The sequence below is a fragment of the Dolichospermum sp. UHCC 0352 genome (genome assembly GCF_009711925.1).
Classification (GTDB): domain Bacteria; phylum Cyanobacteriota; class Cyanobacteriia; order Cyanobacteriales; family Nostocaceae; genus Dolichospermum; species Dolichospermum lemmermannii.
Map to the genome: position 1 here is coordinate 1 of NZ_VIKY01000142.1, position 13,187 is coordinate 13,187.

Consider the following 13,187-nt stretch of genomic DNA (forward strand, 5'->3'; position numbering starts at 1 on the left):
AATGACCAATGACCAATGACCAATGACCAATGACAACTGACCAATGACAACTGACAACTGACCAATGACCAATGACCAATGACAACTGACCAATGACTAAAGAACTATTAAAACAAGTAAGAGTAATTGATCCTGTGCAGAAAACTGACACAGTAACAGATGTATTAATTATTGATGGTTATATTCAAGAGATAGCCCCACAAATTACAGATTTTAGTGCTGATACTTCTATTCGTGATTGTCAAGGCTTAATTCTTGGGGCTGGATTAGTTGATTTATATAGTCATTCAGGCGAACCGGGATTTGAAGAACGAGAAACTTTAAGTTCTTTATTACAAGCTGCCGCTGCTGGTGGTTTTACTAGAGTGGGTGTTTTACCAGATACATCACCATCTATTGATAAACCCGCTTTAGTGGCACATTTACAGCAACAGAGAGATAGGGAAAAACCTTGTCCTCATTTGCACATCTGGGGAGCAATTACCTTAGATTTAGCAGGTAAACAATTAACAGAGGTAGCAGATTTAGCCGCAGCAGGGGTTGTGGGTTTTACTGATGCTAAACCTTGGGACAATTTGGGGATAGTTAGACGGGTTTTGGAGTATCTGCAACCCTTTGGCAAACCGGTGGCTTTTTGTCCATGCGATCGCCATTTAGCGGCTAATGGTAGGATGCGAGAAGGTGCGGAAGCCTTGCGAATAGGTTTACCCCCGATTCCAGCCAGTGCGGAAACAACGGCTATTGCCGCATTATTAGAATTAGTTGCGGATATTGGTACACCAGTCCACATTATGCGTGTTTCCACTGCTCGCAGTGTCGAATTAATTGCTCAAGCTAAAGCTCAAGGTGTGCCTGTTACCGCTAGTACCACATGGATGCACGTTTTACTAGATACAACAGCTATTAGAAGTTATCACACATCCTTGCATTTAGATCCGCCCTTGGGAAATCATCAAGATATGCTATGCTTGCGGGAAGCGGTAAGAACAGGGGTAATAGATGCGATCGCTATTGATCACGCACCTTATACTTATGAGGAAAAGGTTCAAGCCTTTGCCGAATCACCGCCGGGGGCAATTGGTTTAGAATTAGCATTACCCCTACTTTGGCAAAATCTCGTAGCGACTGGGGAATTTACAGCTTTGGAATTATGGCGCGTTTTGAGTCATCAACCTGCGGCTTGTTTACAACAAGAAGTTAAAGCTATTCAACCTGGTGAAAAAGCCGAGTTAACTTTATTTAATCCTCTGCAAATTTGGAATGTAAATAAGGCAAATCTTCAGACACTTGCTTATAATACTCCTTGGTTTGGTCAAGAACTTACAGGTCGGGTTGTGCAAGTTTGGTGTAATACTAAATTGTAAGATTTTAAGATTATTTGAACGCAGATGAACGCGGATAAACACAGATAAATATGAATGATGATTATTCTGTGCAGCTTTACATAAAGTTGGTATAATCTTATTTAGTATATCAGAACTATATTAATATTCCATGTCTGATCTAATTTTGTTTTGGCATCGTCGAGATTTACGCATTTCTGATCATACGGGACTAGCTGCGGCTAGAGCAAGAAGTGCGAAGATTGTGGGTGTATTTTGTCTAGATCCCCAAATTCTCGAAGGTGATGATATTGCCCCCGTTAGGGTAAAATATATGATTGGCTGTTTGCAATCTCTTCAGGAAAGATATCAGCAAGCGGGTAGTCAATTATTAATTTTACAAAATGATCCTGTTATTGCAATTCCCAAATTAGCAGCAGCATTAACAGCTAAAGCTGTATTTTGGAATTGGGATGTTGAACCTTATTCCCAAATAAGAGATTTAGCAGTAAGTGAGGCTTTGAAAGTTGAAGGAATTGAATTTCTTAACTATAATTGGGATCAATTATTGCACTCTCCAACGGAAATTTTTAGCGGTACAAAAACTCCCTATACTGTTTATACTCCTTTCTGGAAAAATTGGATTACTAAATCTAAAGCTAAACCTGTTAAAACTTTAGCAGATCTAGAGAATTTAACAGCTAAAGAAGAAGAAATTGCTCAACAAGAGGGAACAATTAATTTACCTGCTGCTGAAGATTTAGGTTTTATTTGGGATGCAGAATTAATAATTTCTCCCGGAGAATTGGCAGCACAAGAAAAATTAGATAATTTTGCAAAATCTGCTATTAATGGATATCAAGAACAGCGGAATTTTCCCGCAATTCATGGTACATCTCAATTAAGTGCAGCTTTGAAGTTTGGTGTTATTGGTATTAGAACTATTTGGCAAACTACTATAGAAGCCTTAGCAAATAGTAATAGTGAAGAAGTAAATGCCAGTATCCAAACATGGCAAAAAGAATTAGCATGGCGGGAATTTTTTCAACACGCTATGTACCATTTTCCAGCCTTAGCTAACGGTGCATATAGGGATACTTTTAAAACCTTCCCTTGGCAAAATAATGAAACATATTTTCAGGCTTGGTGTGAGGGCAAAACAGGTTATCCTATAGTTGACGCGGCTATGCGGCAATTAAATGAAACAGGCTGGATGCACAATAGATGTAGAATGATTGTTGCCAGTTTTTTGACTAAAGATTTAATTATTAATCCCCAATGGGGAGAAAAATATTTTATGCAGAAACTCATTGATGGTGATTTATCTGCTAATAATGGAGGTTGGCAATGGAGTGCTTCTAGTGGTATGGACCCCCAACCATTACGCATTTTTAATCCAGCTAGTCAAACCCAAAAATTTGATGCAGAAGCAGAGTATATTCGGCAATGGATACCAGAATTGCGTTATGTAGATCCAGAATATTTGGTAACTGGGAAAATTCCCCCGTTAGATTATTATGGAACAAATTATCCGCAACCAATTGTTGATCATAAACAACAGCAAGCTTTATTTAAGCAGTTATATCAGCAACAAAAAGCTATTAGTTAATTAACAAGTAAGTAGGTTGGCGTTGAAAATTGTCGTTATAGCAAGGCAAGAGGCAAGAGGCAAGAGGCAAGAGTAAAGAGTAAAGAGTAAAGAAGTTTTCAGCGATTTTACGTTTCTTTACACAGTTTGGTTTTATTGTGTTCACCTACTTAGTCTGTCAAAGACATTTTAACGGTTAATGGTTCTATTCCTCCCCTGCTCACCCTGCTTGCCTTCATTCGTCATTTTTGGATTGATAGACTACTAGGAGGAGTTGGATTAATAATTATTCCCTATTCAATTTTGAAGTTAACGGGTAAACGAGTATAAATCCCTTGAGGATCATTCATTGTTTGTAAAGTTTTTATTTCCTGTTGTAATTTTCCCAATTCATTTATGAGTGGGTTGGAATTTTTAGTTTGGGTTTTTTCTATTCCTAGTTTGGCTTTTGTTTCATCTAATTTTTTACCAAATAAGCGTTCTGGAAATGTACTAACTCTGGGATATTCTTGTATTTCCCAATCAGTTCCTAATTTTGCTTGTTTAGCTGCATATTCAATGGCTACATTTAAACCACCAATTTCATCAACTAGACCGATTTGTTTGGCTGCTGTTCCTGACCAAACTCTTCCTTGGGCGATTTCTGCTACTTTTGCAGTTGGGATTTTCCGTCCTTGGGAAACTTTCTCCAAGAATAGGTTATAAATGCGGTTAACACTGCGTTGATAAACTGCTAATTCTTGAGGTGATTTAGGACGGGAAATGGTTTGTTGATCTGCATATTGAGCCGTTTTAACTGTATCCCAAGTTATGCCATTATTATTGCCCAATTTTTGACCATTAAATAATACGCCAAAAACACCAATAGAACCTGTAATTGTGTTAGCTTGGGCAAAAATGCGGTTGGAATCACTAGCAATCCAATAACCACCGGAAGCAGCCACATCTCCCATGGAAACGATGACGGGTTTAATTTGACGAGTTAATTTGATTTCTCGCTGCATGATTTCGGCTGCGGTAGCACTACCACCAGGGCTATTAATTCTTAAAACTACTGCTTTTATTTGATTATTTTGCCTAATTTTTGAGAATACTTTTGCAAAGTTATCACCGCCAATTTGTCCTTCGTCACCGCTACCGTTGACTATTTCTCCTTCTGCATAAACAATGGCAATTTTATGATCTGAATCTAAGGATTTTCCAGGAACTTCTGCATAATTACTCAAGCTGATTTTTGTGAATGTTTTATCTTTTTCACTGTTACCAGTTAATTTTTTTAAGCCAGTGAATACTTGATCTTCATAAGCAATTGTATCTACTAAACCATTAGATTTAGCTGCTGTGGCTTCTAAAATTGGTTGACTATTAGCGATCGCTTGCAATTTTTGGGGTAGAATGTTTCTACTTGTACCCACAGATTTCCGCCACTCTCCCCACACATCATCTAACAATTTCTGCGTTTGTTCCCGGTTCTCTGGGCTGAGTTTATTGAGGATTAACGGTTCTACTGCACCCTTAAATTTACCCACCCGCACAATTTGCACACCAACACCGTATTTTTCAAATGCCCCCGCTAAGAACATTGGTTGTGAACTTAAACCGTTGATTTCCATTGCTCCCATAGGATTAACTATAACTTGATTGGCTGCAGAACTTAGATAATATTCTTTTTCACTCCAATCTGTACTATAAGCAATTATTTTTTTACCAGTTTTACGGAATTTTTCTAATGCTTGACGGATTTCTTTCAAGGAAGCATAACCAACTGCACTATTAGCATTAGTTCCATCTATATAAATACCCACAATATTTTGATCACGTCCGGCTTTATCTAATGTTTCCACAACTTTCCGCAATGTGATGTTATTTTCTTCAACACCGCTAAAAGTTTTTTGCAATAATTGACTGGAATTAGGTTCACTATCGGTGATATTCATAGACAAGTCGAAAACTAAAACTGACTTATCTTTCACTGTTGGGGTTGAACTTTGAGAACTAGCAACCGCAATTAATATTAATAAGAATCCCACTGTGCTGACTCCAGAGAAAATTGTCAGTCCTAGTAAACTGCCAATTAAACTTGCTAAGGTTTGTTTAAGAAAATTATTCATTGGTTATTTATAAGTCAGTTGTTCGTTGTTAGTAGGGGCGAAGCATTTGGAAGATAAATTATCGCTCATTGCCAAAAATAGTTCTCCAAATGCTTCGCCCGTACAGTTGTCAGTAGGGGCGAAGCATTTGGAAGATAAATTATCGGTCATTGCCAAAAAATAGTTCTCCAAATCCTTCGCCCGTACAGTTGTCAGTTGTCGGTAGGGGCGAAGCATTTGGAAGATAAATTATCGATCATTGCCAAAAATAGTTCTCCAAATGCTTCGCCCGTACAGTTGTTCGTTGTTATTTGTCAATTATTAACTGTAAATTTTGAGATTGCTTTAATTTATACAGATTGGTGTTAGCAGTGCAAAATAAGACAGTGGTGATTTCGGCAATTAATACCTCTGTCAATTCTACTACAGCCGCTTCCGATACTGCTGCTGCTTTGAGAAAGGGCATTGCTAAACCAGCAATATCAGCCCCTAAAGCGATCGCTTTAGCCACATCTAAACCATTGCGTAAGCCCCCAGATGCAATTAAGGGAACATCGGGATCATGCTCCCGAATACTGGCAATACAATCGGCTGTGGGTATCCCCCAGTCCCCAAATGTTTGCCCCAAACGCCGCTGTAAGACAGTTTCTGCCCGTTCACTTTCAACCATTGCCCAAGACGTACCACCAGCACCAGCCACATCAATAGCTTGCACTCCCACAGCTATCAGTTTTTCTGCCATAGTTGCAGAAATTCCATTACCTACTTCTTTGGCAATTACGGGAACTGGTAAGTTGTTGCACAAGTTAGATATTTTGTCAAGTAATCCATGAAAGTTAGTATCACCCCTGGGTTGAATGAATTCCTGCAAAGGGTTAATATGTAAAATCAAAGCATCGGCTTCCACCAGATCAATAATTCGCAAACATTCATCAATACCATAATCATAATTAAGCTGTACCGCGCCTAAATTAGCAAAGAGGAGAATATCCGGCGCATATTTACGAACAGCAAAGGTATTTGCAACTTGGGGTTTTTCCACTGCCACTCTTACAGATCCTACACCCATTGCTAATTTGTATTCTTGGGCAACTTCGGCCAGACGACGGTTAATAATTCCCGCTGGTTCTGTACCTCCCGTCATGGAGGAAATTAACAAAGGTGCATGGAGATGTTTTCCCAAAAATGTCGTACTCACATCAATATCTTTACCATCAATTTCTGGTAAACAAGTATGGGTAAAGCGATATTTTTCTAACCCAGTGGTAATTACTGGAGATTGGACATTATCTTCTAAACAGATGCGGATATGATCTGCTTTGCGATTTTGGGTTTGGGCTGAGGTGTTAATAGGAGGGTTCACGGCTTAATATGGAGTTATGTGAATATTTATATTTTGCATTAAGCCCTGCCGCTTCAAACACGGGGAGTAAAAGTTTGTGTATATACTCAAGCGTTGATATTCTCCTTTTGCCTTCTTTCTGCTTCTGACTCCTGACTCCTGACTCCTGACTCCTGACTCTTCAAATATTTTTCATATCCAAACTGATCTAGTTTAGCTTGCTTTTCCATGACCATATTACAAAGACTTTGGCGATAAACTTGCACCTTTTCGAGTAATTCTGGTTGGTGAGTAGCAAGAATTTGTACAGCTAAAAGTCCAGCATTTTTAGAATTCCCAATAGCGACAGTGGCAACAGGTATTCCTGCTGGCATTTGCACTATAGAATATAAAGAATCCACACCTTGTAAATTTCGAGTAGCGACGGGAACACCAATAACAGGTAAAGGAGTTAAAGATGCTACCATACCAGGAAGATGTGCCGCCCCACCTGCACCAGCAATAATTACCTTGATACCGCGTTGATGTGCAGTTTTAGCATATTCAAACATTCGTTCTGGGGTACGATGGGCAGAGACAATGGCAACTTCAACTACAATACCGAATTCTTCGCAAATAGCGATCGCATCCTTCATTGTAGGCAAATCGGAATCACTACCCATGATAATACCAACTTCGAGACTCATATAATTTAGGGATTGGGGATTGGGGACTGGGGAAGTGGGGGAAGTAGGGGAAGTGGGGGAAGTAGGGGAAGTAGGGGAAGTAGGGGAAGTAGGGGAAGTAGGGGAAGTAGGGGAATATTTCTTCCCAATGACAACTGACAACGAACAACTGACAACGAACAACTGACAAAAATACCATGCTGGCAAATGTAGATATTATCAACGCAAAAGTCCCCGGTTATCAAGATTTACAAAGAATCTTAGTTAACCAAGCAGGCATAATTGAGCAAATTATGTCTATGAATACAGCATGGGAAAAAGTCGTACGACAAGACTTACAAGTTTTAGATGTGTCTGGAGACTGGATTTCTTTAGGTGGTGTGGATTTACAAATTAATGGTGGACTGGGTTTGGCCTTTCCAGAATTAACAGTAAAAAATTCCTCTATGCTGCCAAAAATCTCTTCATTTCTTTGGGAAGCAGGAGTTGACGGTTATTTACCAACCTTAGTGACCACCTCTATCGAAAATATTCAGCGATCGCTCGCCATTCTCGCCAATTATACCCCCAATTCTCCAACCTCCGCAGAAATTCTCGGAGTCCACCTCGAAGGACCATTTTTAAACTACTACAAACGCGGCGCACATCCAGCCGAGTATCTTCTTCCCCTCACCATAGATCAAATTAAACGTGTATTGGGAGATTATGCCCATATCGTCAAACTCATCACCCTGGCACCAGAATTAGACACCACCGGGAAAGTCATCCCATATTTGCGTTCTTTGGGAATCACCGTCAGCTTAGGACATTCTCAAGCCACCGCAGCGGAAGCCCAACAAGCCTTTACTCAAGGTGCTACAATGATAACTCATGCCTTCAACGCCATGCCACCCCTACACCACCGCGAACCAGGACTATTAGGCGCAGCAATGAACAATCCGGATGTGTTTTGTGCTTTTATTGCCGATGGTCAGCACGTTGCCCCGATGATCTTAAAAATTCTTCTGCGTGCCAGTGAAAGGTTATTCATTGTCAGTGATGCCCTTGCACCATTAGGATTACCTGACGGCATCTATCCTTGGGATACCCGACAAATAGAAATTATCAACGGTACAGCCAGATTACAAGATGGGACATTAACGGGAACAACCCTACCATTATTAGTGGGAGTGCAAAATCTGGTCAAATGGGGAATTTGTGACGTAGAAACCGCCATTAGCCTCGCTACGGACGCACCTAGACAAGCTATTAATTTACCAACATTTGCCGCTAATCAGCCCGGTCATTTATTACGCTGGAACTGGGATCAAATTGGCAAAGAACTGTCTTGGAAACGGTTAACAGCCTGATATTCGGGCGTGAACATACCAGAATTTATAGGATTTGAGGATTTTCAGGACGCAACAATTATAAGGAGAATGCCGAAAACCCTTGAAGGTGCGTCCGATTCAGTGTCAAAGATTTCTAGTGATAACCGCTCATTTTCTCCCCGTCTGGAGTGCCTTTGTGTGAGGTAATTATTTCTAAACACTCGACAATCGAAGCTCTTTTTCTCATTGCTGTCACCAAAGCTTGATAACTATCCCAATTTTCCTGAATCAGATTTTTAGATTGAAGAAGATGAAACCGTTGTTTTTGCTGATAACCTGCTGCCGAAAACCCGATAACTTGCAGAAATTCATTTAACTTAATTTTATCATCATTGCCACCTTCAGCCGACTTAAAAACCAAAGTTTCCGCCGCAATTCCCGCCATCCAAATAGTACAATAACGGTCTAGCATTTGAGCAGTAATTTGACCTGTTTCTATTTGCGCTGTTAACTCGCTATCTTCTAAAGTTATTCCCCCTTGTCCTGGTTGTCCTTTTTTCCAAGCTTCCCACGCGCTGAGAGTGTAGCTAGTCACCGGAATTCCTAACAGGTAAGCCACGAGAAAATGACCTGCTTCATGATGTAAAATGCGTTCTTTATATTCTGGAGAAAATCGCGCCATTAAATCTAATACTATCGTTCCTCCCTTTCCTTGAAAGCTGAAATTATCTAAAGTTGCAATTCCTAAAAATGTCACAGTAGCTAAAGCTGGTATCGTTGGGGAAAGATGTATTAATGGTCCTAACAGGCTGGAAAAAGTCATGAGAAAGACGAATATAGCAACGAGATTTATGGCAGTTTGGCTCATGGGAAGTTTTTTAAAGAGGTTGTTTAAATATCATAGAACATAGATCCCCGACTTCTTAAAGAAGTCGGGGATCTGAACATCTTGAATATTGCTATAATAAATTTGTACCATATTCCGTAAAACCATCTAAAATGGGAAACGCTATAAATATCAAAAATTAAAAAATATTGATCAAAACTGGATTTTCGACTAAATTTAACTATCCTTCAAAAGAAAAATAACCTTTATGCAACCAACATTATTAGACAAAGCCCTCAATCACTTTCAGGCTTGGGCAATAGAGAACCCTCAAAACCCAGTCAGCCGTACCTTTCTGCCTATAATCAGTTTTGTAGAGGGAACAATTGCCAATAATCCACCTTACCTAGACAGGAAAAGGCAAGTGCTGGGGGATGCCTTTTGTTGTGCAGGGGAAGTAGTCTTAGGAGACTTTAAAACCCTAGAAACCGCCTTAACCTCACCCCAAGCCCGTGACTGGAGACTAGGAACTTCCATGCTTAGTTCTAGTCATGGTCCGGGAGTTGATCAAGGAGGTCGCAATGTTCTTTTAATTACTCTCTCAGACGCAGCCCCCGGAGGGGAAAATCATCATGCTTTCCGTAAGTGTGTTGATAATTACTTCTTTAATGAAGGCATGGTAATGCGTCAAAATGATCAAGTAGCACAACGGTTGTTCAATAAGTTAGCGGCTGATTATGTAGATAGAATTACCAATAATACTTTAGAAGAATTTTTCAATAATGATCAACGGGATTGGATGGGCTTTTTAGTCCGGTATCTTCACTATGTTATTTTTGGCATTAATCCTGATGATCAAGCAACAATAAGAATTATTACAACCTTCCACTATACAAAAAGGGGAACATTATATTATTTTGCTGGCAGCAGTAGTTTAGAAAAGTTAAATATATGGGGATTTCGTCAAGTTCCTGAACTGGTAGAGCAAGTAGCGACGATTTACGAAAATTCTCCAGCCTTAGCTAATTTTCAAGAGAACGACCCTAAATATCATAAAATGACGCGGCGAGAACTTGCAAAACTGATGGTGTCTTTAATGAGTATTGCCGGGTTGCAAGGGCCGCTACACTTGGGAAAAACAGCATTAGGTTATCAATCCCTTCCTGCTTACCAAGGTCGTCAAACTGATAAAATTGACATTAAGAATTATTGGGACAGGCTCGATCTTAATGATCGTCCTAGTATTCAACTTTTTCTGTTAGAATGCGCCCGTCTGTTTATGCCTGTAAGTGCCTCTCACAGAGTGGCTACAGAACCATTTAGGGTGACATTGGCGGGTAAAGCGCGAACTTTTCCGAAAGGAACTAAAATTTTAATTCCTATGCTTTTGGGGATGTTAAGTGAAGATTTTTGGGGAAAAACTGCTTATGAATTTAATGCAGACAGAGAAAATCTTTGCCCTTTTCACATGGGTTTTAATTCCGTTGGTTCTCGTCATGCTGGCCGCATTTGTCCGGGGAAAGACTTAGCATTAGAAATGCTGACCAATGTTATTATTACCGTGGGTAAAGCTCGTCGCTCTTACTTAAGCCAAATATCCTAGTCCATATCATAAATAAATATTATGCAGCCATTTCTACCTCAAAATGACCCAAACCCCGCACAACGCCAATCTTCTCTAGAGAAAGGCCGCAAAGAGTATCAATTCATGTATGATTTTTTGCCTCCTATGGCGATGCTCAAAAGCGTACCTCCCGCAGAGAATTTTTCTACTAAGTATATTGCTGAACGGACATTAGAGGCAGCAGAACTTCCTCTAAATATGATGGCTGTTAAAACTCATGCTATGTGGGATCCTTTAGATCAATTGCAAGATTATGAAGACTTTTTCCCAGTTTTGCAAAAACCTAATGTGATGAAAACCTATGAAACCGATGATTCCTTCGCGGAACAACGGCTTTGTGGGGTAAATCCGATGGTTTTACGTCAAATTAAGCAAATGCCAGCTAACTTTGCCTTTACCATCGAAGAATTACAGGCTAAGTTTGGCAATTCTATTAATTTAATCGAAAGATTGGCCACAGGAAATCTATATGTCGCTGATTATAGATCCTTGGCGTTCGTTCAAGGTGGCACTTATGCCAAAGGAAAAAAGTACCTACCAGCACCTCTAGCTTTTTTCTGTTGGCGCAGTTCGGGCTTTCAAGATCGAGGCCAATTAGTCCCTGTAGCCATTCAAATCAATCCCAAAGCAGGTAAAGCCAGCCCCTTGCTAACTCCTTTTGATGACCCTTTAACCTGGTTTTATGCTAAGTCCTGTGTGCAAATTGCTGATGGTAATCATCATGAAATGAGCAGCCATTTATGCCGTACTCACCTGGTAATGGAACCCTTTGCTGTTGTCACCCCGCGTCAACTGGCTGAAAATCATCCTCTGAGAATATTACTCAGACCCCATTTCCGGTTTATGTTGGCTAATAATGATTTAGCTCGCAAGCGTCTGGTTAGTAGGGGCGGTTTTGTGGATGAATTATTAGCAGGAACTCTGCAAGAATCATTGCAAATTGTGGTAGATGCCTATAAAAGTTGGAGTCTAGACCAGTTTGCTCTACCTAGGGAACTCAAAAATCGCGGTGTAGATGATGTGAAAAACTTGCCACATTATCCTTATCGGGATGATGGAATTTTGTTATGGAATGCGATTAATAAGTTTGTATTTAACTATTTGCAACTTTATTACAAGAGTCCAGCAGACTTGAAAGCAGACGGAGAACTGCAAGCTTGGGCGCGGGAATTGGTGGCTCAGGATGGTGGTAGGGTTAAGGGTATGAGCGATCGCATTGATACCCTAGAACAATTAGTTGAGATTGTTACTACTATCATATATATTTGTGGTCCGCAGCATTCGGCAGTTAATTTCTCCCAATATGAATACATGGGTTTTATTCCTAATATGCCCCTAGCTGCTTATCAAGAAATTCAACAAAAGGGTGATATTGAAGACCGTCAAGCCCTCATAGATTTTCTACCACCTGCCAAGCCCACAAATACCCAATTATCAACTGTGTACATACTTTCAGACTATCGTTATGACAGACTGGGATATTATGAAGAGGAAGAATTTACAGATCCAAATGCTGACCAAGTTGTGAATAAATTTCAGCAAGAATTGAATGTGGTACAGAGAAAAATTGAATTGAATAATAAGGGACGTTTAGTAAATTACGAATATCTACAACCCAGACTTATTCTCAACAGTATTAGTATTTAACTAATTGCAGAATAGACAAAACCCCTTTTTTAATAATATTAAAATGGGGTATTTTATTCCTCATCATTCACTATAAACAAATGATATGATAGTTTCTCGTTCCCATACTCTGTATGGGAATGAATTACGGAAGGCTCTGCCTTCATTGATACTAAGTTATGGAGGCAGAGCCTCTCAGTAGCATTCCCAGTCGGAGACTGAGAACGAGAAATGGAGGCAGAGCCTCTCAGTAGTATTCCCAGTCGGAGACTGGGAACGAGAAAATACTTACTTCCCGTTCGCAACATTCCCTATTGGGCTGTTCGCAACTGTGCTAATGGATAGTTACTTCCCATCATCAACATACCCTATTAGTTTTCCCTTCAGATTATAAAGAGGCCATATTTTACCACCTAAGATTACCATAATTTCGTTATCAGTTAGCTCATACAAAAAGCTTTCAGAATCGATAAAAAAATCAGAACCAGCAGGATGTAGTTCAGATATTACAATATTAGCCATCTTCGTATTCTCCTTGGTTTTAAAAAATCAAAAAATCTAGAAAAAATCGGAAACGTTATACTTTTTCATTTCCTGACTACATCCTATTAAAAATAAAAACCTCTGTCTAGAGACTTAGACAAAATAAAAGTGACATAATTGTTTCAGTTTTGTCACTTTCAATAGCTTGATGATAACAGCATTTTCCGCACAAATATCCGTAAAATTGCCTTTTTAGGTTGAAAATATCACTAAAAAACAGATAATTACGGATTAAAAATAGCCAAAAAAAG

At 39.6% G+C, this 13,187-nt stretch carries 12 protein-coding genes; 7 read left to right on the top strand and 5 right to left on the bottom strand.

From position 1 onward, the window contains the following. Positions 1–92 precede the first annotated feature (92 nt). The gene (locus tag FJR06_RS09705) at positions 93–1,364 is read left to right on the top strand and encodes a dihydroorotase (protein ID WP_168651316.1); all 1,272 of its coding nucleotides are present in this window, start codon (positions 93–95) and stop codon (positions 1,362–1,364) included. A gap of 130 nt (positions 1,365–1,494) precedes the next feature. Next, positions 1,495–2,931: an FAD-binding domain-containing protein gene (locus FJR06_RS09710; protein WP_168651317.1), complete on the top strand. Its 1,437-nt coding sequence runs from the start codon at positions 1,495–1,497 to the stop codon at positions 2,929–2,931. Between the two features lie 272 nt (positions 2,932–3,203). Here FJR06_RS09710 and sppA read toward each other — a convergent pair whose 3' ends face one another. Further along, positions 3,204–5,021 (bottom strand): signal peptide peptidase SppA, encoded by a 1,818-nt coding sequence (sppA, locus tag FJR06_RS09715; RefSeq protein ID WP_015083581.1) that lies wholly within the window; start codon positions 5,019–5,021, stop codon positions 3,204–3,206. 25 nt (positions 5,022–5,046) lie between these two features. On the opposite strand from sppA, the gene FJR06_RS24325 reads away from it, so the two are divergent. Next, entirely contained in the window at positions 5,047–5,184 is a 138-nt protein-coding gene (locus FJR06_RS24325; RefSeq protein ID WP_254434410.1) for a hypothetical protein, read from the top strand. Positions 5,185–5,307: 123 nt separating this feature from the next. Here the strand turns inward: FJR06_RS24325 and fni are convergent, their stop codons facing one another. Continuing rightward, entirely contained in the window at positions 5,308–6,363 is a 1,056-nt protein-coding gene (gene fni, locus FJR06_RS09725) for a type 2 isopentenyl-diphosphate Delta-isomerase (protein ID WP_168651318.1), read from the bottom strand. A gap of 86 nt (positions 6,364–6,449) precedes the next feature. Then, positions 6,450–7,028: a 5-(carboxyamino)imidazole ribonucleotide mutase gene (purE, locus tag FJR06_RS09730; protein WP_168651319.1), complete on the bottom strand. Its 579-nt coding sequence runs from the start codon at positions 7,026–7,028 to the stop codon at positions 6,450–6,452. 19 nt (positions 7,029–7,047) lie between these two features. Between purE and FJR06_RS09735 the strand changes: the two genes are divergently transcribed. Beyond that, complete coding sequence (locus FJR06_RS09735; RefSeq protein ID WP_168651320.1) at positions 7,048–7,194, top strand: hypothetical protein; 147 nt, start codon at positions 7,048–7,050, stop codon at positions 7,192–7,194. A gap of 10 nt (positions 7,195–7,204) precedes the next feature. Next, positions 7,205–8,356: an N-acetylglucosamine-6-phosphate deacetylase gene (gene nagA / locus FJR06_RS09740; RefSeq protein ID WP_168651321.1), complete on the top strand. Its 1,152-nt coding sequence runs from the start codon at positions 7,205–7,207 to the stop codon at positions 8,354–8,356. 115 nt (positions 8,357–8,471) lie between these two features. On the opposite strand, the gene FJR06_RS09745 is transcribed toward nagA, so the two are convergent. Further along, positions 8,472–9,185 (bottom strand): ATP-dependent Zn protease, encoded by a 714-nt coding sequence (locus tag FJR06_RS09745; RefSeq protein ID WP_148762348.1) that lies wholly within the window; start codon positions 9,183–9,185, stop codon positions 8,472–8,474. Positions 9,186–9,411: 226 nt separating this feature from the next. Here FJR06_RS09745 and FJR06_RS09750 point away from each other — a divergent pair, with 226 nt between their 5' ends. Further along, positions 9,412–10,746: a cytochrome 450 gene (locus FJR06_RS09750; protein ID WP_168651322.1), complete on the top strand. Its 1,335-nt coding sequence runs from the start codon at positions 9,412–9,414 to the stop codon at positions 10,744–10,746. A 21-nt stretch (positions 10,747–10,767) separates the two neighbouring features. Then, positions 10,768–12,414, top strand: coding sequence for a lipoxygenase family protein (locus FJR06_RS09755; RefSeq protein WP_168651323.1), 1,647 nt, complete (start codon positions 10,768–10,770; stop codon positions 12,412–12,414). 324 nt (positions 12,415–12,738) lie between these two features. Here the strand turns inward: FJR06_RS09755 and FJR06_RS09760 are convergent, their stop codons facing one another. Continuing rightward, positions 12,739–12,915 carry a hypothetical protein gene (locus FJR06_RS09760; RefSeq protein WP_168651324.1) on the bottom strand — a complete coding sequence of 59 codons (177 nt, stop codon included), beginning with the start codon at positions 12,913–12,915 and terminating at the stop codon, positions 12,739–12,741. Between the last annotated feature and the right edge of the window lie 272 nt (positions 12,916–13,187).